At 70.5% G+C, this 24,867-nt stretch carries 24 protein-coding genes; 8 read left to right on the forward strand and 16 right to left on the reverse strand.

Translation table 11 applies throughout. The features are described from left to right. Positions 1–319: 319 nt before the first annotated feature. Both ACWGR4_RS04330 and ACWGR4_RS04335 read right to left on the reverse strand, forming a co-directional pair. Positions 320–559, reverse strand: coding sequence for a hypothetical protein (locus ACWGR4_RS04330; RefSeq protein WP_452128049.1), 240 nt, complete (start codon positions 557–559; stop codon positions 320–322). Between the two features lie 26 nt (positions 560–585). Continuing rightward, positions 586–948 carry a VOC family protein gene (locus ACWGR4_RS04335; RefSeq protein WP_452128048.1) on the reverse strand — a complete coding sequence of 121 codons (363 nt, stop codon included), beginning with the start codon at positions 946–948 and terminating at the stop codon, positions 586–588. 127 nt (positions 949–1,075) lie between these two features. Here ACWGR4_RS04335 and ACWGR4_RS04340 point away from each other — a divergent pair, with 127 nt between their 5' ends. Both ACWGR4_RS04340 and ACWGR4_RS04345 read left to right on the forward strand, forming a co-directional pair. Next, complete coding sequence (locus ACWGR4_RS04340) at positions 1,076–1,927, forward strand: helix-turn-helix domain-containing protein (RefSeq protein WP_452128047.1); 852 nt, start codon at positions 1,076–1,078, stop codon at positions 1,925–1,927. 428 nt (positions 1,928–2,355) lie between these two features. After that, positions 2,356–4,020, forward strand: a complete 1,665-nt coding sequence (locus ACWGR4_RS04345; protein ID WP_452128046.1) for an ABC-F family ATP-binding cassette domain-containing protein — start codon at positions 2,356–2,358, stop codon at positions 4,018–4,020. A gap of 369 nt (positions 4,021–4,389) precedes the next feature. Here ACWGR4_RS04345 and ACWGR4_RS04350 read toward each other — a convergent pair whose 3' ends face one another. Then, the gene (locus tag ACWGR4_RS04350) at positions 4,390–5,130 is read right to left on the reverse strand and encodes a class I SAM-dependent methyltransferase (RefSeq protein WP_452128045.1); all 741 of its coding nucleotides are present in this window, start codon (positions 5,128–5,130) and stop codon (positions 4,390–4,392) included. Between the two features lie 624 nt (positions 5,131–5,754). Between ACWGR4_RS04350 and ACWGR4_RS04355 the strand changes: the two genes are divergently transcribed. Then, positions 5,755–6,219 (forward strand): hypothetical protein, encoded by a 465-nt coding sequence (locus tag ACWGR4_RS04355; RefSeq protein ID WP_452128044.1) that lies wholly within the window; start codon positions 5,755–5,757, stop codon positions 6,217–6,219. Between the two features lie 163 nt (positions 6,220–6,382). Here ACWGR4_RS04355 and mdlC read toward each other — a convergent pair whose 3' ends face one another. From mdlC to ACWGR4_RS04375, 4 genes are all read right to left on the reverse strand, one after another. Further along, entirely contained in the window at positions 6,383–7,999 is a 1,617-nt protein-coding gene (mdlC, locus tag ACWGR4_RS04360) for a benzoylformate decarboxylase (protein WP_452128043.1), read from the reverse strand. A 153-nt stretch (positions 8,000–8,152) separates the two neighbouring features. Further along, a complete protein-coding gene (locus tag ACWGR4_RS04365; protein WP_452128042.1) occupies positions 8,153–8,776 on the reverse strand; it encodes a hypothetical protein in 624 nt (207 codons plus the stop codon). Between the two features lie 368 nt (positions 8,777–9,144). Beyond that, on the reverse strand, positions 9,145–9,321 hold the full coding sequence (locus ACWGR4_RS04370) for a hypothetical protein (RefSeq protein ID WP_452128041.1): 177 nt from the start codon (positions 9,319–9,321) through the stop codon (positions 9,145–9,147). 893 nt (positions 9,322–10,214) lie between these two features. Beyond that, on the reverse strand, positions 10,215–10,676 hold the full coding sequence (locus ACWGR4_RS04375; protein WP_452128040.1) for a hypothetical protein: 462 nt from the start codon (positions 10,674–10,676) through the stop codon (positions 10,215–10,217). Between the two features lie 526 nt (positions 10,677–11,202). Between ACWGR4_RS04375 and ACWGR4_RS04380 the strand changes: the two genes are divergently transcribed. Then, a complete protein-coding gene (locus ACWGR4_RS04380) occupies positions 11,203–12,108 on the forward strand; it encodes a class I SAM-dependent methyltransferase (RefSeq protein WP_452128039.1) in 906 nt (301 codons plus the stop codon). Positions 12,109–12,160: 52 nt separating this feature from the next. On the opposite strand, the gene ACWGR4_RS04385 is transcribed toward ACWGR4_RS04380, so the two are convergent. The 4 genes from ACWGR4_RS04385 to ACWGR4_RS04400 all read right to left on the reverse strand — a co-directional run bounded on the left by ACWGR4_RS04385 (position 12,161) and on the right by ACWGR4_RS04400 (position 16,230). Continuing rightward, positions 12,161–13,249, reverse strand: a complete 1,089-nt coding sequence (locus tag ACWGR4_RS04385) for an NAD(P)-dependent alcohol dehydrogenase (RefSeq protein WP_452128038.1) — start codon at positions 13,247–13,249, stop codon at positions 12,161–12,163. After that, the gene (locus ACWGR4_RS04390; protein WP_452128037.1) at positions 13,246–14,733 is read right to left on the reverse strand and encodes an aldehyde dehydrogenase family protein; all 1,488 of its coding nucleotides are present in this window, start codon (positions 14,731–14,733) and stop codon (positions 13,246–13,248) included. The genes ACWGR4_RS04385 and ACWGR4_RS04390 overlap by 4 nt, the downstream gene beginning before the upstream one ends. A gap of 8 nt (positions 14,734–14,741) precedes the next feature. Continuing rightward, on the reverse strand, positions 14,742–15,488 hold the full coding sequence (locus tag ACWGR4_RS04395; RefSeq protein WP_452128036.1) for a (5-formylfuran-3-yl)methyl phosphate synthase: 747 nt from the start codon (positions 15,486–15,488) through the stop codon (positions 14,742–14,744). Positions 15,489–15,927: 439 nt separating this feature from the next. Further along, positions 15,928–16,230 carry a hypothetical protein gene (locus ACWGR4_RS04400; protein ID WP_452128035.1) on the reverse strand — a complete coding sequence of 101 codons (303 nt, stop codon included), beginning with the start codon at positions 16,228–16,230 and terminating at the stop codon, positions 15,928–15,930. Between the two features lie 92 nt (positions 16,231–16,322). On the opposite strand from ACWGR4_RS04400, the gene ACWGR4_RS04405 reads away from it, so the two are divergent. Then, positions 16,323–16,727: a cupin domain-containing protein gene (locus tag ACWGR4_RS04405; protein ID WP_380005791.1), complete on the forward strand. Its 405-nt coding sequence runs from the start codon at positions 16,323–16,325 to the stop codon at positions 16,725–16,727. A gap of 72 nt (positions 16,728–16,799) precedes the next feature. After that, on the forward strand, positions 16,800–17,654 hold the full coding sequence (locus ACWGR4_RS04410) for an NAD-dependent epimerase/dehydratase family protein (protein WP_452128034.1): 855 nt from the start codon (positions 16,800–16,802) through the stop codon (positions 17,652–17,654). 121 nt (positions 17,655–17,775) lie between these two features. Here ACWGR4_RS04410 and ACWGR4_RS04415 read toward each other — a convergent pair whose 3' ends face one another. Together ACWGR4_RS04415 and ACWGR4_RS04420 are read right to left on the reverse strand one after the other, a co-directional pair. Further along, the gene (locus ACWGR4_RS04415; protein WP_452128033.1) at positions 17,776–18,264 is read right to left on the reverse strand and encodes a DUF6314 family protein; all 489 of its coding nucleotides are present in this window, start codon (positions 18,262–18,264) and stop codon (positions 17,776–17,778) included. 219 nt (positions 18,265–18,483) lie between these two features. After that, on the reverse strand, positions 18,484–18,783 hold the full coding sequence (locus ACWGR4_RS04420; protein WP_380030275.1) for an SH3 domain-containing protein: 300 nt from the start codon (positions 18,781–18,783) through the stop codon (positions 18,484–18,486). 864 nt (positions 18,784–19,647) lie between these two features. Between ACWGR4_RS04420 and ACWGR4_RS04425 the strand changes: the two genes are divergently transcribed. Then, positions 19,648–20,601, forward strand: a complete 954-nt coding sequence (locus ACWGR4_RS04425; protein ID WP_452134174.1) for a DUF4082 domain-containing protein — start codon at positions 19,648–19,650, stop codon at positions 20,599–20,601. Here the strand turns inward: ACWGR4_RS04425 and ACWGR4_RS04430 are convergent. Both ACWGR4_RS04430 and ACWGR4_RS04435 read right to left on the reverse strand, forming a co-directional pair. After that, positions 20,502–21,413, reverse strand: a complete 912-nt coding sequence (locus ACWGR4_RS04430) for an SDR family NAD(P)-dependent oxidoreductase (RefSeq protein WP_452134175.1) — start codon at positions 21,411–21,413, stop codon at positions 20,502–20,504. The genes ACWGR4_RS04425 and ACWGR4_RS04430 overlap by 100 nt on opposite strands. A gap of 397 nt (positions 21,414–21,810) precedes the next feature. After that, positions 21,811–22,200 carry a VOC family protein gene (locus tag ACWGR4_RS04435; protein ID WP_380005781.1) on the reverse strand — a complete coding sequence of 130 codons (390 nt, stop codon included), beginning with the start codon at positions 22,198–22,200 and terminating at the stop codon, positions 21,811–21,813. An 87-nt stretch (positions 22,201–22,287) separates the two neighbouring features. Here ACWGR4_RS04435 and ACWGR4_RS04440 point away from each other — a divergent pair, with 87 nt between their 5' ends. Continuing rightward, the gene (locus ACWGR4_RS04440) at positions 22,288–23,094 is read left to right on the forward strand and encodes a TetR/AcrR family transcriptional regulator (RefSeq protein WP_452128031.1); all 807 of its coding nucleotides are present in this window, start codon (positions 22,288–22,290) and stop codon (positions 23,092–23,094) included. Positions 23,095–23,192: 98 nt separating this feature from the next. On the opposite strand, the gene proP is transcribed toward ACWGR4_RS04440, so the two are convergent. Continuing rightward, entirely contained in the window at positions 23,193–24,653 is a 1,461-nt protein-coding gene (gene proP / locus ACWGR4_RS04445) for a glycine betaine/L-proline transporter ProP (RefSeq protein ID WP_452128030.1), read from the reverse strand. Between the last annotated feature and the right edge of the window lie 214 nt (positions 24,654–24,867).

The raw sequence follows: 24,867 nt of genomic DNA on the forward strand, positions 1-24,867 counted from the left end.
CCGAGGCGAACTCCGGAACGGCCCCTCGCCCTGCTTCCCCGAAGTCACCCACAACCGAGCCGACTCACCGCCTCCACCCACCATGAACACCGCCCCACCGTGTGCCACCGAGCGGGGAGAGCTGCCATGGCGACAAGGCGGGATGGCCGGTGGCGGCGCGCGGGCAAGGCGCGTCGTCGCAGTCGAGTACGACGAGTTCGACAGGCTCGACCACCCTCGTGGCATCCCCCACGGTCGATCAACCCTGTTGGGTGACCCGTGGTCGCAATGCCGGGGGCCGGACCGCGACTCCCTCGGTCCGGCCCCCGGCGCGAGGGCTCTACCCGCGCGTCGGGACCGGGGCGGCCTTCAGCGCCTCCCGTATGACGCGCGCGCCCTGCTCGGCCATCTCGCCCATGGCCCCGGCGAGCTCGTCGGGCATCACGTCGATCGTCCGGACGAAACGGCTGTGCCCTTCGGCGTCGGCGAGGACCTGCATCGAGGCATGATGGTGCTTCGGCGCCATCGAGCCGCCGATCACCGCGTAGGCCACCCGGCGGGCCGCATCGTCGTGAGCCATGTGCGCTTCTCCGGTAGGGGGACCTGTCAGGAACCGGTGGTCAGGCAGAACGGATGCCCCTCCGGGTCGGTCAGGACGACCCACTGGTCCTTGCCGGGTTGGAACGCGGGCTTCGACGCTCCGAGGGCGAGGATCCGGTCGGTCGCCTCTTCCAGGTCGGCGACCGTGAGGTCGAGGTGGGCATGCTTGGCGTCGTGGGGCCAGTCGGGGGCCCGGTGGCCCTCGACGCGTACGAACGCCAGGCCGGGGTGGTCCCCGTTGGCCAGGGAGGCGAAGTCCTCGCCGCTGTGGGTGATTTCCCAACCGGTGACCCTGCTGTAGAACTCGGCGAGCCGAATCGGGTCACCACAATCGATGACTACGGTGCTGATCTGCGCAAGAACGGACATGATGGCGACTCCTCGAGTGTGGTGCGGCGTCGAGTACGACATTGCCGAGCTTGCCTGGCACGCCCGTTCCCGGTCTTGAAGATCCTTGCGCGGGACGACTGTCGGACCTGCGACGTAGCGTTCGACAGTGCTCACCACCACGGTCCTCGCCACTCGGCCCGACTTCCGCGTCACCACCGTCAGTTGCCGGGACGACCACACCCGCTGGTCACAGACGGAGGTGCGTTCGGACTACCGGGTGGTGCTCGTGCGGCGCGGCCGGTTCCGGAGGCAGGCGGCCGGCATCCCGGCCGAGGTCGACCCGACCGTGGCGTATCTCGGCGTACCGGGCGAGGAGGAGCGATTCGCACACCCGGCCGAAGGGGGCGACGAGTGCACCTCGATCAGCCTGACACCCACGCTGTGGCGGACCCTGGCCGGTGAGGACGCCCGCCCGGCCCGGCAGAGCGTGTACGTGGACGCCCGCCTCGATCTGGCCCACCGTCGCGTCCTCGCCTCCGCCCACACCGGCGACGTGGACCACGCCGTGACGGAGGAACTTCTCGCACTGCTCGCCGCCACCGTCGGACAGGCCGTCGACGGAGCCGTCCCGACCGGCGCGCGCCCCGGCCGGGACGAGGGGCCGCTCGTCGCCGCGGCCCGGCGGGCGATCGGCGAGGCCCACCCCGCTTCCGAAGGACTGCTGCCGCTCGCGGAACTCCTCGGCGCCTCGCCCTACCGGCTGAGCCGCGCCTTCACCCGCGAACTGGGGGTGTCCCTGACCCGCTATCGCAACCGGGTCCGTGTCGGCCGCGCCCTCGACCGTCTGGACGCCGGTGAGGAAAGCCTCGCCACCCTCGCCGCCGACCTGGGCTTTTCCGACCAGGCCCACCTCTGCCGAACCATGCGCCAATATCTCGGCCACACCCCGACGGCACTCCGGCGGCTCCTCGTTATGGACACCCGGGCACCCGAGCACGCCGCACCATCACCGCGCTGATGTCCCTGGGGACCGCTGTGTGGATGCTCCCGGGCATGTGGCGCGGCCGGCAGATCCACCACACCGTCCGCGCCCCGCGTCCACCGCTACAACCAGGCGCGGTACACCGGTAGTACCCCGGCAGGGCGTGTTCGTGTCCGGTCGGATCGAGCGGGGGCGTGGGCTGCTAGGCTGCCGGCGATCGGCATTCGAGGCATCGAGGAGTTGCAGACGTGGCGGGCGAAGACGACATCTCCGGCTGAGATCCGGATGTGACGGCCTCCGGCCGGCGCCCCAGAGGCGCCGCCGACGTGGCCGCTTTCGTCGTACCCCGTTTCCCGCACCTGCCGGGCGGAGTTCAGGCTCCGCACTCCCGTCTCCGAGGTCGCTTGCGCGCCGGAGGCGCCATGCCCGGCGGGTCGACCACCGACGACATCGGACGGACGACCATGCCTCAGCCCGCTCTGCTCGCCCACGACCTCGTCCTCTCCCTGGGCGGCCGACGCGTCCTGGACGGCGTCTCCCTCACCGCCTCCCCGGGCCGGCGCATCGGCCTGATCGGGGAGAACGGCGTCGGCAAGTCCACCCTGCTGCGGGTGCTCGCAGGTGTGGACGAAGCCGACTCGGGGACCGTCACCCGCCCCGGCGATCTCGGCTACCTCCGGCAGGAGATGCCCTTCGACGCAGACTCCACCCCGGCCGCGGTGCTGGACGAGGCGCTGCGCGAAGCCCGCGAGGACCTCACCGAACTGGACCGACTGGGCGAGGAGTTGGCCCGCGTCGCGGAGGACGATGCGAGCAGGCACACTCTCCTGGACGCCTACGGGAAGCGGCTGGAGCAGGCTCGCGATCGGGAGTCCTGGGACGCCGACCGCCGCGCCGCACTGATGTTGGCGGGCCTGGGCCTGGGCGCCCTCACGCCCGACCGCAGGCTCGGCTCGCTCTCCGGCGGGCAGCGCGCCCGATTGGCTCTGGCCGCGCTGCTCGTACGGCGGCCATCCGCACTGCTGTTGGACGAGCCGACCAACCATCTCGACGACGATGCCGCGGCCTTCCTCGAGGGGCAGGTCCGCGGCCTGTCCGGGACCGTGGTGATCGCCACCCACGACCGGGCGTTCCTGGACGCCGTCTGTACCGACCTGATCGACCTCGACCCCGCGTTGGACGGCCCCGTCCGCTACGGAGGCAACTACCGCGCCTATCTGGCCGAAAAGCACGCCGAACGGGCGCGCTGGGAGCGGCGCTACGCCGAGGAGCAGGAGGAGTTGGCGGACCTGCGCCGGTCGGCGGGCGTGACCGCGCACCGCGTGGCACCGGACCGCGGGCCCACCGACAACGAGAAAATGGGCTACGGTCGCCGCGCGGGTCGGGTGCAGAACCAAATCTCCCGGCGGGTGCGCAACGCCACCCGGCGGCTGGCGGAACTGGAGCGCGACCGGGTCGCCGAGCCGCCGCGCCCCCTGCGCTTCGCCGCCCACCTCGCGGCGCCGGCGACGCGGAGCCCGCGGCCGCTGGTGTCCCTGCGGCGGGCGGGGGTGCCTGGCCGGCTCGCCCCGATCGACCTGGAGGTGTCGGCGACCGACCGACTGCTGATCACCGGCGGCAACGGGGTCGGCAAGTCCACGCTGCTCGCCGTGCTCGCCGGACGCCTCACGGCCGTGGGCGAGGTGCGCGAGCGTCCCGGGTTGACGGTGGGACTGCTCACCCAGGACACCGATTTCGAACGACCCGAACGCACCGTCCGCGACACTTACGAGCTGTCGCTGGGCGCGGCGCGGGCCGAGCGGGTTCCGCTGGACACACTCGGTCTGATGCACGCCTCGGACCTGGGCAAACCGGTCGGCGAGTTGTCGGTGGGGCAACGGCGCCGGCTCGCCCTCGCCCTCCTGGTGGCCCGCCCGCCCCAACTGCTGTTGCTCGACGAGCCCACCAACCATCTCTCCCCCCGTCTGTGCGACGAACTGGAGGCCGCCCTGGGCAGTGGGCCGGGGGCGATCGTGGTGGCCTGCCACGACCGTTGGCTCCGTCGGCGCTGGCGCGGGCGCGAGATCCGGCTCGAACCGGGGTGTGAACCGCCTCCGGAGGCGGTGCCCACCCGGCAGCCTCGAAGCTGACCCGTACACGCCGCGCGGGCGCCGTCCGGCCGCTCGCGCCGCGTCTCGCGCACCCGCGGGGGGCGGAGACGAGGCCCGCTCGTCGACACGGTCGTGTTCACCGACGGGGAGCCGCGGTTCCTCTCCTCGCTCGCGCCCGAGCTCCAGGTGGCGAACCGGTGAGCGCGGCAGCCGAGACCCCGGGGTCCGCATCCACTGCCCGCCCCGTGCCGCCGTGCCGCGAACGACGCGGCGACATCGGTCGTGGCGGCACGCTGCTGATGCGGGAATGGGGTCCCGGCGGATGGCAGGGGCCGAACCGTGCCGGCGTACGGGTGGTGGCCTTCGACCGCCCGGGGTGCGCCCGCTCCGACCGCCGCCGGCTCTCGTTCAGCCGACCGGTCGGCCGTCCTCGGTCACGGCGACCACGAACCAGTCGGCGGGAAGCGTGACGGGGCTGAGGTCCGGATGGCGCTCGCTCATCACGAGGTCGGTCCGGCCCTGGTCGAGGATCTCCAGTCCGGCGCCGCGCAGCAGGTCGGGCAATTCCCCCGGCGCGACCTCGGCCGGGCGCAGGTTGTGCTTGCGGACCTGGCGCAGCTTCTCCGGTGTTCCACCGGGCCGTTCGGCGACCTGCCGGAGCACCTCCTTCGCGGCGGCGGTCGGCTCGATCACGAAGCCCCGTCCGCGCCTACCGAGCAGCAGGGCGACGGCGGTCGCGACGGGTGCCCGATCGGCCGGATCGCTCTGGTGGAGCACGGCCCGCAGGTAGACGTTCGCCTCGCCGAGCCGGTCGCCGAGCCCCCGCACCTCTGCCAGGTCGGTGAGATCCAGTTGTTCGAACTCGGCCACCGCGTCGCGGTCCGCGCGCCGGGCGTGTGCCACGGCCGAGGGAGACAGGTCCACGCCCACCGCGCGAGGGAATTGCCCGGCCAGGTACCGGGTTTGGGTGCCGTTGCCGCAGCCGAGGTCGACGATCGGCAGCGTCGGATCGGCGTGGGCCGCGAGCAACTCGGTGTGCGGAGCCGCCGTCAGCGCCGCGTCCGCGTCCCAGAACGCCGCACCCGGCTCGCCCGTGTTCTCGGCCCAGAACCCCTCCCACGCGCGCATGTAGCGTTCCGAAGTGCCCATCGGCAGGTCTCTCCCGTGTTCGTGGCAGTGCGTACAGCCTCCGTACCGGCACGCGCACCGACCCAAACCACACAACCGGATCCTTCACACCACGTTCGACGCCGTGTGCCGGCCACAGGACACGGGGTGTGACCCACGGGACCGTCCGGACCTTCGAGCAGAGACCGAGGACCCCGGTCGCCAGGAGCGCCAACTCTTCTGCCCGAGGGAGGAGTTCGGCTGCCGTCCAGCCATGTGGATGGAGCGGGTGATGGGTGTTGCCGTCGGGCGCGGTGTTCATATGGTCGTAGCAGGCCACGACCCGCGATCCGACCACCACGATCCGCAGATCGCGGCCGGGGTTGGCCATGTAGCGCTGTACACACAGCGCCTGATGGCGTGGCAGCAGGTGCCGGACGAGAATGCCCGTTCGGGTGCCGGGCCCGCCGGGGTGCGGGCCGTCGGGGCCTGCCGCCCGCAGGCGCAGGATGTCGACCGACGCGTGGCCGTGGGGCGGCTTGACCTCCGAACTGCCGCTCACTCCCACCGGAAAACCGGACATGGCCGAACTGCGCCGCCGGGTCGTGTTCGCGAACGGGGAATGACGCCGGTGGGGGTCGCACGCGGACGCTAGCGTGTGCGTCCATGGCCGACATTTTCGAGCTCGTGCTCGCCGTGGACCTGCGCGATGAACTGTCCGAGGACGAGCTCACCGAGCTCCGATGGCACTTGGGGCTCGGTCCGAAGCCGGAGATGCTTCACATCGTGACCGGGTTTCCGTTCGTGTACGAGGGCGATGACGGCGCGCCTGTCGTCGAGGACCGGCCCGAGCCTTTGCTGGGCCGTCACGGTGAGGCGTACAAGGCAGGCGGTGCGCTTGTGTCGGTTCTGCTTCGGCGGCGGGACGGAAGGTGGGCCCTGACCAGTCGGCAGGAGATCCACCCGGACGAGTTCGATCTCCTGGGCGAGTTGCTCGGTTGGCCGGCGGCCAGGGCCGGTGATCGTCATCTCCGCATCGACGGCGGTGTCGATCTGGGGTGGACCCGGTTCCATGAATCGCGGCAGGCCGAGCCGCTGGTTGTGCGTGACGGCGCAGTCGTCTGGCCGTAGGGGCGGCGTGAGCGGAGGCACGCGGCGATCTCGCCGATCGGCGCGGTCGGGGCATGCACCGTCGGGAGACCCGTGGACGCGCGGTAGGGCGGTGGCACGTGGTCGTGCCGGCCGTGCGGTCGAGGGGACGAGGCCGTTCGGACCGGTCGAACGGTCTTGATCATCACCCCGTTCGTCGCGGCGGGTCGGGGGTCGGATCGTCGACGAAGGCGACGTCGATCAGGTGCGGTTCGGGGGATTCGACGGCCGAGATCAGCGCGGCGCGCAGTTCACGTGTGGTGTGGACCCGGGTGGCGGTGACGCCGTATCCGCGTGCGATGGCGACCGGGTCGAGACCGGGCAGGCGCAGGCCGGGTACCGGACCCGCACCCACCCGGGTCTCCACGTCGTGGAGGATGGCGTATTGCCCGTTGTTCAGGACCACGACGGTGACCGGGGCCCTGTGATGGACCGCGCTCCACAGGGCCTGGACGGTGTACTGGATGGCGCCGTCACCCAGGATCGCGATCACCGGTCGCCGAGGCTGGGCCAGTTGCACCCCGACCGCTCCGGCCATGCCGAAGCCCAGGCCACCGGCTCCCGCGAGGTGGTATCCGCCGGGGCGCTCCACGGGCACGCGTGCCCAGAACTGCTCCTGTTGGCGATACGCCTCGTTGACGATGACGCTCTCCGGGGGCACGACCTCGGCCAGGGTCGTGAACACCTCGTCGGCGGTGAGGAGTCGCGGGGCCGCGTCGGTGTACGCCGGTGGAAGGACGCGGCCGCCGGGAGCGGCGCGGGCGGTGGCCGGCAGCGCGGAGGCGAGGAGTTCGGCCGCGGCGGCGGGTGCGCCGAGATAGCAGTCGCCGACGACGGCGGTGGCCGCGTCCTGGGGATCGGCGGTGACCGAGACCAGTTCGGTCCCAGCGGGCAGGTGCGGAGCCGGGGCGTCGACGAAGTAGCGGAACACCCGGCAGCCCAGCGCCACGACCAGGTCGTGTCCGGTGAACAGGGCGGCGGTGGAAGGCGCGTCGGGGCCCAGCGTGCCGCGGAACGCGGGGTGGCCGGTGGGGAAGCCGCAGCGGTCGGGCAGCCAGTCGATCCACACCGGGGCGCCGAGCCGCTCGGCGAGCGCGGTTGTGTGGCGATAGTCCTCCTCCGTGTCCAGCGCGGGGCCCACGACCAGTGCCGGGTTGCGTGCCGCGCGCACCCGATCGAGGAGCCGCGCGAACGCCGAGGGATTCAGGACGCTGTCGGCGAAGACGTGCCGCGGCAGGGTGTACCGGGCATCGAGCGGATCGCACTCCCGGTGCCAGTCGTCCATGGGTACCGAAACACACACCGGGCCCGCGGGCGACAGTCGGGCCAGGTGGATGGCCTGACTCAGGACCGCGGGCACCCGGGCGGCGCGGACCGGCTCGGCGGCGAACTTGACCGTGCCCAGCGGCAGGACGTGGGGGTGTTCGTTGGTCAGAACCGCGCGCGAGTGTACGAGCGCGCGTGTCTGTTGACCCACGAGGGCGACGACGGGGCTGTGCGCGTGCTGGGCGTTGACGAGCGCGCCCATCGCGTTGCCCAGGTCCACCGTGCTGTGCAGACTCACCAGCGTGGGCCGACCGGTGGCCCGCGCGTGACCGTCGGCCATCGAAGCGGCGACGACCTCGTTCAGGCCCGGGATGTAGGAGAAATCCGAAGGCAGGTCGGCGAGGAACGGGATCTCGGTACTTCCGGGGTTGCCGAACAACGTGTTCATCCCATGCAGGCGCAACACGTCGAGCACGGCGTCGCGGACGGTGGGCATAACGGGGGTTCTCCTTCGCACGGTGAGGTGAGGTGACGTTGGGCGGCGCCGCGCCGGGGCCGGCCGGCGATCCGCGATCGGGCGGGGAGGCCGTGCTGCCGGACGCCGCCCCGCGCCCGGCGGCACGATGGTGAGGGCGATGTTCCCCGTGCGCTAGCCGCCGTGGTTCACGAAGCCCCAGTAGTCCGAGACGATCGACTCCAGTTGCCGGCTCGAGGCGAGCATCCGTGCCGGATCCTCACCATGCGCCAGGCTGTGGGTGATCACCTCGACGGTGTTGTCGACGAACTCCGCGGACGGTTCGCTTCCCCACCACTCCATGTACTCGAGGAGCGGCTTCGGCACATTGTTCGCCTCGCGCGCCGCGGACGCGATCCGATCGAACAGGGCGCACCACACGGCGAGATCGCTGTGGAGGTAGAGCGCCACCGCTCCGGGCGTGCCGAGCAGGCCCGGAGCGACCAGGCTGCTGACGGCGCGTCCCAGGCGCCCTTCGCCCGCGAGGGTCAGGTCCTCCGGTCCCAGATCCACCGATCGGGCCGCTTCGTTCAGCAGTTTGCGCGCCTCGGTCACCGTGCGGATGACGAGGGAGAACAGGTCGAGGGACGTCTGGTCGTGGTGTCGGGCGACCAGCAGTCCATAGGTGACCAGTTCGGACTCCTGGCAGTTGAACTCCGCGATGACCAGCCGGCGCAGCAGGTCCCGGTCCGCTTCCTGGGCGCGCACGCGTGTCACGGTCTCGTTGTCGGCGATGCAGCGCTCCACGTCGGGTCGCATACTTGCGATCAATCCTGGGCTTTCACGATGTTCCTTTCTCGGTGTCGTGGACAGGGCCGTCGAGACCTCTCGGATACGGGTCCGTGTGTCGCCCGGGTCACGTCCCGGCTTCGATCGCCGTGGGCAGCGCCCGCGCGCCCTCGCGCCGTGTTCGACGCCGTCGCACGACCGCGCGGGGAGGGTTCGTACGCCTCTCGGCCCGAAGGGGATCGGTGGCCGCGTTGCCCGACGCGACAGCGATGCGTCGTCCCACGGTCGTGGGACGGCCGAGCCGTGCGGCTCCCGATCGCACTCGACCGGGACCATTCGTGTCCCGCTGTCGAAGATCTCGAAATCGAAGGAGCCCGCCGAATCGGATGTGTGGGGATTCACGAGCCGATGGAAACCTTCGCCGGATCGCTACCCGACTCGACCAGGGCCAATCGGATCGAGAGGGCCGGATCGAAATAAATTCCTTCGCGTGGTGAATGGAAATCCGTCGACCATTCCGGTTTTCCCGGAAGGCATCGCGACGGCTCGCCCGGTGCGACGCCTTCGACGATCACGACGCGTGCCCGGGACGGTGAGGGCGTGGGTGCGGATGCCACGGCCGCGGCGCGGCTGCCGTGTTGTGCCCAGCCTCGACCCGGGCTTGATCAGGCCCGGTCGGACCCATTTCCTCGATCCCCGTCGGTTCGTACGGGGGCGAGGAATCCATCGGATGCGAACCCCGTCCCGGAGTCGATGCCGCGCCCTCTTCGGTGCTCGGGCGATTTTGGGGAGCATTCTTCGAATCGATCAACGGCCCGAATCCATTGATCGATTACCGCCCGCTCGCAACCCGAGAGAAAGTAGAGGCGAGAAATAACCCGCGTTGTCGACGGGAGGCGCGATCTTCATCGTTTTCGGCCATTGTCGGAAAAAGAAGCATCGATCGCCGAAATCGTTGCAGGGATTCGGCGAGCCGCCCGACAGGCCGAGCGGACACCGGACGCCCTCGCCGGAGTATCCCCGCCGCCGACTCGTGCGGGCCCTGACGGATGCCCGCGTCCGGACGGTGGTCGGCCACGGGCGCCATCGCGCCGATACGGTATGACGGCACGTCAGAACAGGATCTCCAAGAGGCGTCTCGCCACCGAGCGCGAGCGTCGGCGGGTGCGTGACCGCCGGCAGCCCGCGTCGTACCCCGGCATCGTGACCCGTTTGGGCGGAACCTCCTACGACAGCGACCCGCGACCCCTCGGCGAACACCGCGGATTCACGATCTGGAAGGGCATGCCGATCACCGGCCCCCAGCACGGGTCACCCGTTCCGACGCCCGCCCGCCTGCCCGCCTGCCTGCCTGCCCGCCTGCCCGAACCGGATCGGGCGCGCCGCCGCGACAAACGGGACCCGGCACTACGACCCACTGCGGCGCCGCCGACCTGCCTCTGTCGCGCCCGCGGGGGTGGGCGGGTGTTCAGGCGTACAAGCGTACGGAGTTGGTCTTGGTGAGGCTGGTCCACAGGCCGGAGTTGCAGTTGTTGACGTCGAGGTCCCAGTCGACCTTGCCGGTGCCGTTGCGACCGGTATACCCCTTGACTCCCGCGCCGCCGGTCTGGCAGTTCAACACGGTGTAGTCGCCGACGAGGCCGGCCACGTTGTAGGTGCCGTAGCGGTAGAAGTCGTACACCTTGGGGTGATTGGGGGTGTCGTCCCAGATGTCGCCCTTGTAGATGCAGACGTGGCCCGGGTCACAGACGCCGGCTCGGATCGCGGGGGCGATCGACGGCGCGGCGGCTGCGGCGGGCGATGCCCACGTGCCCGCAACGGTCGACACGGCCAGTCCGAGGCCGGCGAGCAGTACAACCGGCAGGCGACGTCCCGGGACGTGTCGACGGGGGCGGGGTCGAATCAGGCCGACGTTCATACGCGATTCCACTGCCCTGTCCTTCCGATGGCGGCCCGTCCGCTACGGTGCGGGCCCTTCGGGAACTGTGGTCCCGGTGCGCGGCTTTGCGCCATCCGCCGATCGAGTGCTGTACGGATCCGGAGACCGGGCGAGGAGCGGTGTGTGGGTGGTGGATCGCCCTGGACGCATGGCGCGATTTCGACCGAGGACTCGGTGTCGGGCCACGCCCGAACGTGTGGGGTGTGCGTGCCGTGGTCCGGCGGCTATTCGACTTCCGCGAACATCACGTGTGCCGGGGATGTCGCGGAACTCCACGACCGGGACCTTCTCGTTCTGGAAGACGGCTCGGTAAGACAGCCGACCCGACCCGGACCGTCCGTCACCAAGAATTCACTCCAACGGGGGAATCGGGGCGATTTTGGCGCGGCTGCGGGAGCGCGGCGCGATGGTGGATGGGAAGACGACGTCCGCCTCCGTGCTCGGATGCGGTTCGGCATCGGTGGTTCGGGGCCGTCGTCCTTGTCATTCGCGGTCACGGCTCGTCTCAGGGGGACTCATGGTCGGCGTTGTGCGTCGGGACGTCCACGCGGAGGGTGTGGGAGGAGGCGTCGGGCTGACCGCCCTGATGGTCGCCGCGGCGCGGGCGATCGAGACCCGACGCCGCGACAGCCTGGCGCGGGACGTCTACGCGGAGCACTTCGTGCGGGCCGCCCCGGCGTCCGCCGGATGGCCGGTGCGCATGGAGCAGGTCCCGGATGGGGACCAGAACCCCCTGTGGGGGCGCTTCGCACGCTACTTCGGTCTGCGGACGCGGGTCCTGGACGACTTTCTCCTTCGGTCGGTGCATGCCGGAGCGCGCCAGGTGGTGCTGCTCGGGGCGGGGTTGGATGCTCGTGCGTTTCGCCTCGAATGGCCGTCCGACTGTGTGATCTTCGAGGTCGACCGGGAGGGCGTACTGGCGTTCAAGCACGACGTGCTCGACGGTTTGTCCGCCGTGCCGAAGTCGGCCCGTGTACCGATCCCGATCGATCTGCGCGGTGACTGGGTAGGTGCGTTGACCGATGCCGGGTTCCAACCGGGCGCTCCCAGCGTCTGGCTGGCCGAAGGGCTGTTGTTCTACCTGCCCCGCCTCGCCGAGACGTATCTCATCGACACGGTGGATCGGTTGAGCACCGGAGGCAGCGCACTCGCGTTCGAGGTCAAGCTGGAGAAGGATCTGTGGGAGTACCGGGACAGTCCGATCTACACCTCGACGAAGCATCAGATCGGCATCGACCTGCTCGCGCTGTTCGCCCACGGCGCGCGACCCGATTCCGCGGGCGAGTTGGCCGGCAAGGGCTGGTCCACCTCGATCCACACCCCGTTCGACTTCACCCGTCGGCACGGGCGCGGCCCGTTGCCCGAACACAACGACGCGCTGGCGGGCAATCGCTGGGTGTTCGCGAGCAAGCCCGCACGATGAGCGGTTCGTTCGTCGTCGCCCGACCGTGGGCCGATCCCTGCTCGCCCGCGCCCTACGGGATCAGGACGGGTTTCACCACCAGGCCCGCGTCGCAGTCCCGTTCGGCGTCGTTGATGTCGGTGAGCGGGTAGGTGCGGATCAACTGGTCGAAGGGGAACAGCCCGGCCCGCCACAGCGCCGTCAGTCGAGGAATGAGCAGTGCGGGGACCGCGTCGCCCTCGCAGATGTGGACGATCCCTCGGCCACGGTCGAGTGATCCCGGCGCGAGCGACAACGCGGTGTGCAGGCGGGCCACCAAGCCGAGCCGGCCGGTGGGGCGCAGTGCCTCCAACGCGTCGTTGATCAACCGCTCGGAGCCCGTGGTGTCCAGCGCGTAGCGGGCGCCGCCGTCGGTCAGTCGCCGGATGCGATCGGCCAGTCCGGTTGTCGCGGCGGGCAACGGGATCGCGCCGAACCGCTCGGCCAGTCCCAGCCGTTCGCGACGACGATCGACCGCCACGACCAACGCTCCGGCGGCGACGGCCGCCATGGTCGCGGCCAGGCCCACCGCTCCCGCGCCGAAGACCGCGAGGGTGTCGCCGGGGCCGATCCCGAACGAGTTCAGCACCGCGCCGGCGCCGGTGAGGAATCCGCAGCCGAGCGGTCCGAGCAGTTCGATGGGCAGGGCCGGGTCGACCCCGACCGCGTTTCGGGCCGAGACCATCGCGTAGGCGGCGAACGCGGACTGGCCGAACCATCGTGGCGCCAACCGCTGCCCGGCCGCGTCGGTGAAGCGGGCCGCGTTGTGTGATCGGCCGCCGTAGAGGTTGAGTGAGGCGAAGGAGTCGCAGTAGGCCGGGGACGCGCCCAGGCAACTCCGGCAGTGCCCGCAGGAGTCGAAGCTCAGCACGACATGGTCGCCGACCTGCGATCCGGTGTCCGGGCCGCCCGTCTCCAGCACGACTCCCGCTCCTTCGTGGCCGAGCACGGCCGGGAGCGGTGAACGGCCGGCGGAGTGCCGCACCGCGAGATCGGTCCGGCACATTCCGCAGCCCGCGATCTCGACCAGTACCTCACCGGGCCCCGGACCGCCGTCCAAATTCACCGTCTCGACGACGAACCGGCCGTCGTAGGAGCGCAGTACCGCGGCGTCGAATCTCACGGCCGCTCCCTCGACGGCGGATCCGCGTCCGGTCGGCGGCCGTCCGGCTCCCGGTCCCGTGGCTGCTCGGTCGCCGGCTCCGCGCTCGCCCCGGGGCGGTGCACCACGAACGGTCTGAGGTTCCCGTACAGCCCCCAGGGACCGCCCGCGACGCCGACGCCGCTGTCCTTCACCCCCGCGAAGGGTTGCGCGAGAGACAACTCGGCGTGGTGATTGATCCACGCCGTCCCGCACTCCAGCCGCTCCGCGACCGCCTCCGCCCGGTCGAGATCGGTTCCCCACACCGAGCCGCCGAGCCCGAAGCCGGTGCCGTTGGCCGCCGCCACGGCCTCATCGAGGTTGTCGTACGCCAACACCGGCAGGACCGGGCCGAACTGTTCTTCCGTCACCACCGGGCTGTCGGGCGGGACATCGGCCAGGATCGTCGGTGCGAAGAAGTAGCCCGGCCGGTCGAGCCGCCGACCGCCCGCCGCCGCTCGCGCGCCATCGGCCAGCGCCCACGCGGTGTACCGCTCGACCCGTGCCAGTTGGGGAAGGTTGTTGACCGGCCCCATCCGGGAACCGGGATCGAGCCCGGGGCCGACCACCACCGCCCTCGCGCGCTCCGCGAGGGCCTCGACCACCCGCGCGTACAGTCGGGCCGGGGCGTACACCCGTTTGATCGCCATGCAGACCTGCCCGCAGTTGCGAAACGCGGCCTGGAACAGCCGATCCGCGATGCCGTCCACATCCACGTCGTCGAGCAGCACGGCGGCGTCGTTGCCGCCCAACTCCAGGGTCACGCGCGCCAACGAAGCGCCCGCACCGCGTGCGACGGCCCGCCCGGTGGGAACCGAACCGGTGAACGTCACGTGTCGGATTCCCGCATGGGACGCGAGGCACGCGCCGAGCGGCTCTCGGCCCGTGACCACCGTCAGGACGTGCTCGGGCAGGACGGACGAGACGACCGACCCCAGCAGCTGCGTCGCCAGGGGAGTGAACGGGGAGGGCTTGAGCACCACGGTGTTGCCCGCCGCGAGCGCGGGCGCGAACTTCGCCGATGCGAGTTGGAGAGGAAAGTTCCACGGGACGATCGCGGCCACGGGACCGAGCGAGCGCCAGCGGACCTCGCTGCGCACCGGTCGGCCGTCGACGATCGGGTGCACGCCCGGATCCAGCGCGGCGAAATACCGCAACCGCGCTGCCGTGCGCGCGACCTCCGCGTGCGACTCGGCCAGCGGCTTGCCCTGCTCCCGGGTCAGCAGCGGCGCGAGGTCGCCCGCGGCCGCCGCCACCGCGTCCGCCGCCGCGAGCAGCGCGGCGCTCCGCGCGGCCGAGTCGGCTCGCCAGGTGCGCCAGGCATGGTGGGCCCGTACGACGACGGCGTCCAGTTCCCGCGACCGCCGATCCCGCGCCTCGTCGAAGGGTTCACCCGTCGCCGGGTCCACGACGGGGAAGCGTCTGTCGCCGGACTCGGACACCTCGCGCGATACCTCGATCGTCACGACGGTGCTCAGCCCGTACCGGTGGTGTGCGCCCGGGCATGCCGATCCATCTCCGCGCGAAAGTCGGCCACCAATCGCCCCTCGATCCGCCCCCTGTCGCGGTCACCGCCCGCACAGACCGCCCCGCGCACGCCCACGATGTCCGTATGCATGGCGGTGAGTTCGCGGAGGTCGCCGACCTTGATGCTGCCCGCGAGGGCGGCGAGCAGATCGGCCTGGTGGGCCAACCGGACGAACTCCGCACAGACGTCGGGTGGAACGTGGTCGAACAGCCGTGTCCCGTCCTTGATCGCGGTGTCGAGCATGGCCGCGTCGGAGCCGGAGCGATGCGCGATGTCGGGGAGCGCGAGCGGATTCACGCACCCGATCCGATGGGCGTCGGCATAGCCGGAGGCGACGACCAACGCATCCGGGCGGTAGTCCTTCACCGCCCGAACGACCCCTCGCATGACCTCGACGGCCTGTTCGGGCGTCGTACATCCGTACAGACCGACCTTGATGTAGCCGGCCCCCGAGACGACCGCGCCCAACGCGGCCTGGGCCACGGTCCCCGGTTTGTACGGGACGTCGCCCACCGTGGCGGAAACCGGCTTGTCCGCCGGGACCACTTCGCGGATCTCCCGAATCACCCAGGGGTAGTTCGCGCCGAGCGATCCCTCGTCGGGCTTCTTGACGTCGACGATGTCGAGATGTGCCGCCGCCTTCGCGCAATCCAGGGCTTCCTCGACACTGTCGGGAGAGATGAGAAGCAACAACGCGGACTCCTTCCGCCCCGCATGCTCGTCATGAGCCGATGCGGAGTCGCCTGGGCCACCTGTGGTTCGCTCATCATCACGACGACTCGACGACTCCGGTAGGGCGCACGAAGCGCACACAGATCACCACACGGGTGCGCGCCCCCGCACGCGCCGCCCACGCGGGCGCGAGCAAAACCCGGACGAACGACCGCCGTTGTGACCGCGCGCCACCCGGTGGCCGGCGGACGCGCCCCCACCGGCCGGAGCGCCGAATCGATCGTCGAAGTGCAACGGAAACCGGCAACTCCTCTTCGTCGACGCCTACGTCGCGGACGCCGGCGCGTCCCGCCGACGTCGACCGAGGACGCGATGAAGCGCCGACCGGCGGGCAACGGAATCGGCGTCACCGTTTCCAACTGCACCTTGTCGGCACCGGGATTGCCCGCGGTGTACGCCGTCACGGCGTGGTCGACGCGGCCGGCGACGTGACCCAGCCGTTGCACGCGGTCAACCAGGCCGGATCGGCGGTGTACGTCTCGCCCACCGGCGGAGCGCCGGTGTAGTTCGTGAGCAGGGTCGGCGTCGCACCCTGGCCGTTCTCGAAGCCCTCGGCGAAGATCGCCGCAGGTGCCTGCGGTACACCCGGTGTCCCGGGTGCGGCCTGCGCGGTGCCGACGGCCGGCAGTGCGGTCAGACCCGCGACCGCCACCGCGATGGATATTCCGACGCCGGTGAAGCGTCCGGTGCGCCGCCTTCTCATCGTGAACCCGCGGCGCGCCGGGTAACCGGTCCATCGGATTCGACTCCGAGTGGACCATTCGTGTGGACCGGACCACGCCTACCGTTGCGGTCATGATCGAAAAACGCGGTGGGACCGTACTGACCACCCTTCTCCACCAGACTCCGCCGTTTTTGCCCGCGTCCGCCGAAGTGATGACCATGACGGTCGAGTTGCCGCCCGGTGACGCGGGCACGCCGCCCCATCGGCACTCGGGTCCGGTCTTCGGTTACATGCTCGAAGGCGAGATGGTGTTCGAGCTCGAAGGCGAACCCGAGCGGGTCATTCGCGCCGGCGAGGCGTTCTGGGAGCCGGGCGGCGATGTCATCCACTACCAGGCGGGCAACAATCTCACCGACGCGTGGAGCCGGTTCGTGGTGGTCATGGTCGGCGTCCCCGGCGAACCCATGCTCACCCTCGTCGAGGCGGCGGAACTGCTCGCGCGGCAGGATCGCCGGGTGCCTCGACCGACGAAGTAACCGCCGAACCCGTACACCGGACGGGTCGCCGAAGCCTCGGCCCGCCCCCGACAGAAAGCCGAAGTTCCGAACATGCATATTCTCGTTGCCGGCTCGACCGGCGTCCTGGGCAGCCGGGTCGTCCCCGCGCTCGTCGGCGCGGGGCACCGGGTCACCGCGCTGACGCGCCGCCCGGAGGCCGCGGCCGATCTGCGGGCACACGGCGCCGAGGTCGCGTTTGCGGACGTCTTCGATCGCGAGGCGCTCACCCGCGTGGTGGGGCGGGCCGAGCCCGACGTCGTGATGCATCAACTCACCGATCTGTCCGCGGTCGACCTCGCGGCCAACGCGAGGATGCGCACGGTCGGCACCCACAATCTCGTCGATGCCGCACAGGCGGCGGGAGTTCGGCGCATCGTGGCGCAGAGCATCGCGTGGGTGTACGAGGCGGGAGACGAGCCCGCCGACGAGACGACGCCGCTGGACGACACGAGCGTCGAACCGCGACGCGGCACGATCGAAGGGGTGATCGCCCTGGAACGAGCGGTCCGCGAACTCCCCGAGTGGGTGGTGCTGCGCTACGGCCTGCTCTACGGCCCGGGTACGTGGTTCGCGGCAGACGGGACCAAGGCGGCCGACGCGCGGGCGGGCCGGTTGCCCGGCGGCCCGGACGTCTCGAGTTTTGTCCACGTCGACGATGCCGCCGCCGCAGCGGTGGCCGCGTTGCACTGGCCGAGCGGCGTGGTCAACGTGGTCGACGACCAGCCGGCGACCGCCGACGAATGGGTGCCGGCGTTCGCTCGGGCAGTGGGCGCGCCATCGCCCGCCGCAGCGGCCGGCGTGCCGCACGCCGCCTGGGCCCGAGGCGCGGACAACCACCTCGCCCGCAAGCACCGGGGCTGGATCCCGACCCATCCGTCCTGGCGGTCGGGGTTCGACACCCTGTGAGTCGGCGGGGGCACGCGCATGATCGCGGCGCGAGGTAACGAGCCGGGGTATCGATGTCCGGACCGTGCGCCCCGACCACCCGGGAGCAGTGTGGTGATCGTGTCCGTCCTCGAACCGTACTTCACCCGATAGCGGCACCGCCGGGGCGACTTCGTCCCGGCGTGCCGGCGTCCCGGCCGGCCGGGGGGATCCGTCGGTAGACGGAGGTCAGCAATTGCGTCTTCGCCGGGCCCGAGACCCGCCACCGCAGGTGCCATTCGTCCTGGGACACGACGGTGAACTCCCCGTCGTAGAAGTCCGCTGCGCAGGGGTGGCGGGTACTCCAGCGGCCGGTACGCAGGTCGAGGTCGTGGAACGGCCTGCCGTCGGCGAAGAGTACGTCGGCGGTGCCGTCGGCGCGCGGCACAAGCCGGTGACCGCGGCTCGCCGGGTTGGTCACGCCACCCCACTCGAACTCGCCGGACTCCTCTTCGAGCAGCTCGTCGCCGACGCGCCGAAACTCCGCGGTGCCGATGAAGGAGCCCCGGGCGCCGGAGAGTTCGTCGATTACGGTGCGGTCGATGGACCAGCGGCCGACGAGATAGGCGACGGTATCGGGGACGGAACACATGCGTCCATGATCCGTCATCCGCTTCGACCCCGAGCGGCCACCCTGGTCACCGACCGTCGCCGCCGCTTCGCACCACATCACCGCAGCCGTCTCCCGACCCCCGCTCGCGAACACCCGGACATGACGACACACGAAGGACCCGCGGGTGTTGCCCGCGGGTCCTCGCGATTCACCAGGCGTATCCGTCAGCGGACGGTCGCGTGGTCCGTGCTTCCGGACCTATACGTAGGCCCACCACACCCAGCCCTTGACCCCACTGGCGTTGTGCTTCACGTAGTACCACCAGTTCGCCTCGCCGGCGTTCTTCTGGCAGTACACCGTGACGGTGGCGCCCTTCTGCAGCAGTCGATACACCGTGGAGTTGGTGTTCGGCTTGGCACGCAGGCGAACATTGCTGCCGGAAATCTTCGCCGTCTGGTCCCGGAGGTCGACGTCGCACGACGGGTGCGACGCGGCCGACGCCCCGGGAGCCACCGCCACCGCGCCGCCGGTCAAAAGCACCCCGGACGCGACCGCCACACCTACTCGCCGTCGCAGCTTCGTGGACTGCCACCGGAAACCGCGTTCTGACGTAACGGATCTCATCAATCCCCGTTCCTGCCCGCACATGGCGCGGACACGCTGGGTCGGCGACACATCGGCCACCGCGTGATCACGGTCGGCGGATCACGCTAATGGCCCACCCCGCGACCGGCTATCCGGATCACGCGCACGCCACCGACGCGGGACGTTCGACGTCGGGGGTAACGACGACCCTTGGCCGAGTCAGCCCGGTGACGGGCCGTTCGCGGGGGTCGACGTGTACGTATACGGCGTCGGAGGTGCGCTGCGGGATGGGGGCGGCGCCGTCGACCGGTGGCCTGCCCGACCCCCGGAGGTATCCGTTTCGTTGGGTCCTGTGGGGGAGGGATGGCCCGGCGTGGTGGGTGACCACGGCATGGCCGAACCCGTCTTCGCGCCTGCGTTCCGTGAGGGCAGGGAGGCGGGTCGTCGTCGGGCCCGCCGTGTGGGGGCCGGCTCGACGACGACCGCGCACCGCCGCGCCGCCGCTCGTACCGTCGATCGAACGAGCGCAGGGATCACGTCCGAACGGTTTGCACGTCGCCATCGTGGTTCGGCACTGGATCCCGGGTGCTGAATCGGCCGGAACATCGGGGATGTGACCACCACTTCGTGACCCAACACCCGCGACCCCCGGATCGGTCGAGGCGGTCATCGCGCGGTGCGGCGGCCGACGGCTGCGTGGTGTGTTCCGCGGAATCCCGCGACCCGCTTCCCGAGGGGACGAACCCGGGACAACGGGTCGGGACGTACGTCAGACTTTCCCATGGCTCGGCCCCGGGACGACCGTCCCGGGAAACGATGTTCGAGTAGGGAATACTCATGAACATACCTTGGCCAAGGCACCACCGAGCGACCCTCCCGACAATCCTGGCGCTGCTGCTCGCGTTAGTCGTGGCCGCGCCGGGGACGTCCCGCGCGGCCGCGGATTCCGGCGACACCGGTGTCATCAGCGACCCGGCCGCCTGCCCGTGCACGTTGTGGCCGTCGACCGACGGGCCCTCGTTCGGGCCGGATCCGGACACCGCCGCCACCGAACTCGGCGTGAAGTTCCAAGCGGACCGGGCCGGTTACGTGCTCGGCGTCCGCTTTTGGAAGGACGTCGCCAACACCGGCACGCACACCGGCACCCTGTGGTCCGAGGTCGGCGTACAACTGGCCACCGCCACCTTCATCGCCGAGTCCGAGTCGGGCTGGCAGCAGGTGAACTTCGCCCAGCCCGTCGCGGTCACCGCCGGCACCACGTACGTGGCCTCGTACCACGCGCCCAACGGCAGGTACAGCAACGACCAGAACGGCCTGACCGCCGCCCGCGTCCGCGGCCCGCTGACCGCGCCCGCGAGCGAGGCCGTCGGCGGCAACGGCGTCTACGTCTACGGGAGCGGGTTCCCGAACTCCACTTGGAACGACAGCAATTACTGGGTCGAACCGGTTTTCGGCACCACCGACACCCGCGGCCCCGCGCCGAAGGTCCTCGACTTCTTCCCGAAGGGCGATCGGGAGGTGCCCATCGACACCGTGTTCACCATCACCTTCGACCGAGAGGTGCAGCCCGGCACCATCCATTGGGGGGTCTACCGGGGCGAGACCGACAACTACCGCGGCACCATGACCTACGACCCCACGACCGGCGTCTCCACCTTCGTTCTCGACTACGCGCTGGAGCGCGCCAAGTCCTACACCGTCGATGTGGTCGGTGTGAAAACCCTCGACGGCACCCTGCTGTCCGAGGTGAGGTGGAGCGTCAGGACGGTCGGCAGCCAGTCCCCCCTCTGAGGCGGTCCCGCACCGTCCCGTTCGTGCATGCATCCGTGACGCGCCGGCCGTCGGTGACGGACGATCGGCGCGTCGCGATCCACGCCGACTCCACCCGAGTGGCCGCCGCGTGGGGGATGGCGGTGGCAGTCCCGACCGGCCGTTCTCGGCGACGTTCGTAGCGAACCTGGGTTGTCCGCCCCAGCGGATGCTTCGGTCACCGCCCTCGAGCGGAGCTTGGTGGCCACCGAGGAGACGTAGACGATGCGACCGCCGTCGTGCTTACGTCGACCGGCCTCGCGCAGGGCGACGAAGGTGGCTCGGGCGTTCAGGTCGAAGACGTGCGCGTAGTCGTCGTCCGCGGCGTCGGCGAGGGGGCCGCGGACGAAGCCGGCGTCGGCGCGTATCGCCATGGCGCGCCGGCCCAGTTCCTCGACGGCCGCGACCACCCGTCGGGCGGCCTCCGCGTCCGCGTGGTAGTTGACGACGACGGCCGATCCGTCGGTGGCCAGGCGTAAGGCACACGTCCGTCCCATCCTGCGGGAACTCCCGGTGACGACCGCGACGCGCTGGTGCCGGTTGGGCATGACGACCCCGTTCAGTCGAGACCAACTGTGTCCGGACTGTCGGGGCCTGCACCACCTGTTTCGATCCCCACAGGTGGCACCGCTCCTGGCGAGGAGCCACCAACGACGGCTCGTTGGCCAACGCCCGCGATCTCGACCCGGGACAGGTCGCCGAATTCCCGACCCGCTGGGCGCCGGGCGACACGGGGCGGAAATGAGAACCCACCCGCGCCGGCGGCGGTCCGCCCCCGGCGTGGTCATGCTCATGGGCGTGGGGGGCGGCGACGGTCGTGGCGTTGGGCGGATGCGGATCGACGCGGGAAACGACCTCCGCCCCTGCCCCGTCCACGGCAAGTGTCACCGCGAGCGGGATCACCGTCACCGCCGCGCTTCGGTTGCCCCACGACGGCCGACGCGAAGTCGAGGTGACGTTCACCCCCAACCGGGCTTCCACATCTACGGCGTCGATCTCCCGGAGGGAGGAGTCCACGGTCCGAGCATCCCCACCCGCATCGGAGTCCGCGGCGACCTCGCCGCCGACGGCACGCCCGCGACCGTGAGTTCGACGCGGCCTCTGTCCGCCACACCCGCGATCCACTACCCCCGGCACGGGCCCGGGCCGGCCGCGCACCGTGGTGCTTTCGGGGCGCGGCCGTCGCTCGGCTCAGGCGGTGGTGGGGGCGTTCCAGTCGACCAGCTGCACGATGACTCCGTTGGGGTCGCGGACCTGGAAGGCGCGCTCGCCCCACTCCTCGTCGGTCAGGGGCATCGTGATCGTGACGCCTTCGGCGCGCAGGCGCGCCAGTTCGCCTTCGAGGTCCTCGACGACGAAGGCGAGGATCAATCCCGTGGCGTGCACGTCGCGCTGGTCGGCCGGGAGGCTTTCCAGCCCTCGACGCAGGAAGATGACGTTCATCCCGGCGTCGTCGCGGGTCAGGGACGCGAAGCCGTCGGCGGCCATCTCCTCGCGGAATCCGAAGTGCTCGACGAGGAAGCCGGCGGACGCCGGGACGTCGTCCACGTTGAGCGATACGGCACTGGACGTGACCTTCATGAAAGATGCCTCCGAGAACACGACGAGCAACTTCTCTGTACGACGTACAATGTACAACGTACAGAGTTGAAAAACGAGAGGACGACCATGTCGACGGAAAGAACCGGCTCGGGCGACCCCGCCCACACCCTGCGCCTGCTGTGGCGCGACGCCTCCTCCGACCGTCGCCGAGGACCACGACGGGGACTGAGCGTCGACGCGGTGGTCGAGGCGGCCACGACCATCGCCGACGCCGAGGGTCTGGAGGCGCTGACCATGCGCCGAGTGGCCAAGGACCTCGGCGTGGTGCCGATGACCCTGTATACCTACGTCCCCGGCAAGGCCGAGCTCCTCGACCTCATGCTCGACGCCGCCTACACCCGGATGCCCCGCTCCGACACCACCGGACAACCCTGGCGCCGGCGCGTCACCGCCATCGCGGACGAGAACATCGCCCTGTTCGACCGCCACCCGTGGGCCGTGACCGTCTCCACGATCCGACCTCCCCTGGGGCCGGGGCAGATGGCGAAGTACGAGCACGAACTATCCGGACTCGACGGCCTCGGCCTGGACGACGTCGAGATGGACGACTGCCTGACCCACCTGCTGACCTTCGTGCAGGCGTGCGCCCGAGTCGACGCCGACGCCCGCGCCGCCCGAAACGACAGCGCCATGAACGACCGACAGTGGTGGGAGCTGAACGCCCCCCTGCTGGCCCGGGTGCTCGACGAGAAGACCTATCCCACGGCCGTCCGGGTCGGCGCGGCCGCGGGCGCCGCACACGGAAGCGCCCACGACCCGGCCCACGCCTACTCCTTCGGCCTGCAACGTGTCCTCGACGCCTTCGCCGTCCTGATCGACCGACACGAGGACGGGGCGCCGACCGCGACACCCGACGGAGCAACGCCCGCCTGAGCAGGATCCGACACACCGCGAACCGGCACACCGCGAACCGACGCACCGGAAAACGGTCCGGCGAGGTCGTGCACACCGCGTGGCGCCGCCGGCCGTGATCACCGCTGCGCGGCGACCAGTTCCCGAGCCTCCTCGACCGTCTCCACCGCCGGCGGCGAACCCATCAGCGGCTTGCGGGCCGTCTCGGTCATCGTGAGCGCGGCGGCCAAGCCGACGGCCGCCGCGAGCATCATGTAGAAGGCCGGCATGTAGTCGTTGCCCGTCCCGTCGACCAGCGCCTCGGCCACGAACGGAGTGGTGCCACCGAACAGCGAGACCGAGATGTTGAACGAGACGGACAGCGCCCCGGAGCGGATCTCGGTCGGGAACAGGGCGGGCAACGCGGCCGACATGGTGGCCAGGAAGCAGACCAGGACCAGGCCCAGGATCAGCAGGCCGATGAAGATCGGCACCAGGTCGCCCTGCTTGATCAGCACGAAGCACGGGATCGGCAGCACCATGAAGCCCACGCACCCGGTGATGATCACCGGCTTGCGGCCGATCCGATCGGTCAGCCCGCCCAGCGGGTGGATCACCGCGAGCAGCACGATCATCACCACGACGATCTGCAGCAGGCCGTGCGTCTCGCTGTAGCCGAGGGTGTCGGAGAGATAGGTCGGCATGTACGACAGCAGCATGTAGTCGTTGATGTTGTACGCCGCGACCAGCGCGATGCAGATGACCATCGCGCGCCGTTGGCCGAGGAAGATCCGCTTGAACTCGCGCACCGTCTCGTTCCCGTGCTCGTCCTTCCCCGTTACCGCCTCGGTCGCCGCCGACCGCTCCATCACCTTCGCGAACGCCGGCGACTCCTCCAGCCGCAGCCGCAGATACAGCCCGATCACCCCGATCGGGCCCGCCACCAGGAACGGGATGCGCCACCCCCACGTACGCATCTCGTGATCGCTGAGCACCGCCGTCAGCAGGGTGACCAGACTCGCCGCCAGGATGTAGCCGATCAGCGTGCCGAACTCCAGGAAGCTGCCGTAGAACCCGCGCCGCTTGTCCGGCGCGTACTCGGCGATGAACGTACTCGCGCCGCCGTACTCGCCGCCGGCCGAGAATCCCTGGAGCATCCGGAACAGGACCAGCAGGATCGGCGCGAGGAAGCCGATCGTGCCGTAGCCGGGGATCAGCCCGATGCACAACGTGCCGCTCGCCATCATCAGCATCGTGATCGCGAGCACTTTCTTGCGCCCGATCCGATCGCCGAGCGGCCCGAAGAAGAAGCCGCCGAGCGGCCGGACCAGGAACGCGGCGGCGAAGGTCGCGAACGACGACAACGTCTGCGCGGTGTCGTTCCCTGACGGAAAGAACACCTTCCCGATCGTGACCGCCATGTAGGCGTAGATGCCGAAGTCGTACCACTCCATGGCATTGCCGAGCATGGTCGCCTTGACCGCGGTGTCCACGGTCTTGGCGTCGACGACCGTGATGTCTTCCTCGCGCACCTGTCTCCCTCGTCCCGAAACCACCCCCGCGCTCCAGGTTGGGGCAGGTGGACATGCGAAAGGGGGCACGACACAGACTTCTCTGCAAAAAGCACTGAACCGCCCGAAAATCGGGTGAATCGGTGTCAGTGGACCTCGGGCGGACCGGGTCTCCGCAGTGACCCCGGCCCGGGCCGCCATGGTGTCCCGGGTGACGGCGTCGAGCAGTTCGGAGCGGTGCGCGGGACCGCCATTCCAGGACGCACGGATCACGTCACCGAAGACGCGAGTCGTCGGTGTCGAC

Source organism: Embleya sp. NPDC055664, from assembly GCF_053618075.1.

Coding starts and splice junctions, on each gene's coding strand:
- ACWGR4_RS04380 (WP_452128039.1), top strand. CDS start 11,203: ATGGTCGGCGTTGTGCGTCGGGACGTCCACGCGGAGGGTGTGGGAGGA.
- ACWGR4_RS04350 (WP_452128045.1), bottom strand. CDS start 5,130: ATGGGCACTTCGGAACGCTACATGCGCGCGTGGGAGGGGTTCTGGGCC.
- ACWGR4_RS04345 (WP_452128046.1), top strand. CDS start 2,356: ATGCCTCAGCCCGCTCTGCTCGCCCACGACCTCGTCCTCTCCCTGGGC.
- ACWGR4_RS04415 (WP_452128033.1), bottom strand. CDS start 18,264: ATGTGTTCCGTCCCCGATACCGTCGCCTATCTCGTCGGCCGCTGGTCC.
- ACWGR4_RS04335 (WP_452128048.1), bottom strand. CDS start 948: ATGTCCGTTCTTGCGCAGATCAGCACCGTAGTCATCGATTGTGGTGAC.
- mdlC (WP_452128043.1), bottom strand. CDS start 7,999: ATGCCCACCGTCCGCGACGCCGTGCTCGACGTGTTGCGCCTGCATGGG.
- ACWGR4_RS04355 (WP_452128044.1), top strand. CDS start 5,755: ATGGCCGACATTTTCGAGCTCGTGCTCGCCGTGGACCTGCGCGATGAA.
- ACWGR4_RS04405 (WP_380005791.1), top strand. CDS start 16,323: ATGATCGAAAAACGCGGTGGGACCGTACTGACCACCCTTCTCCACCAG.
- ACWGR4_RS04330 (WP_452128049.1), bottom strand. CDS start 559: ATGGCTCACGACGATGCGGCCCGCCGGGTGGCCTACGCGGTGATCGGC.
- ACWGR4_RS04365 (WP_452128042.1), bottom strand. CDS start 8,776: ATGCGACCCGACGTGGAGCGCTGCATCGCCGACAACGAGACCGTGACA.
- ACWGR4_RS04440 (WP_452128031.1), top strand. CDS start 22,288: ATGTCGACGGAAAGAACCGGCTCGGGCGACCCCGCCCACACCCTGCGC.
- ACWGR4_RS04425 (WP_452134174.1), top strand. CDS start 19,648: ATGAACATACCTTGGCCAAGGCACCACCGAGCGACCCTCCCGACAATC.
- ACWGR4_RS04410 (WP_452128034.1), top strand. CDS start 16,800: ATGCATATTCTCGTTGCCGGCTCGACCGGCGTCCTGGGCAGCCGGGTC.
- ACWGR4_RS04430 (WP_452134175.1), bottom strand. CDS start 21,413: ATGAGCATGACCACGCCGGGGGCGGACCGCCGCCGGCGCGGGTGGGTT.
- ACWGR4_RS04435 (WP_380005781.1), bottom strand. CDS start 22,200: ATGAAGGTCACGTCCAGTGCCGTATCGCTCAACGTGGACGACGTCCCG.
- ACWGR4_RS04400 (WP_452128035.1), bottom strand. CDS start 16,230: ATGAGAAGGCGGCGCACCGGACGCTTCACCGGCGTCGGAATATCCATC.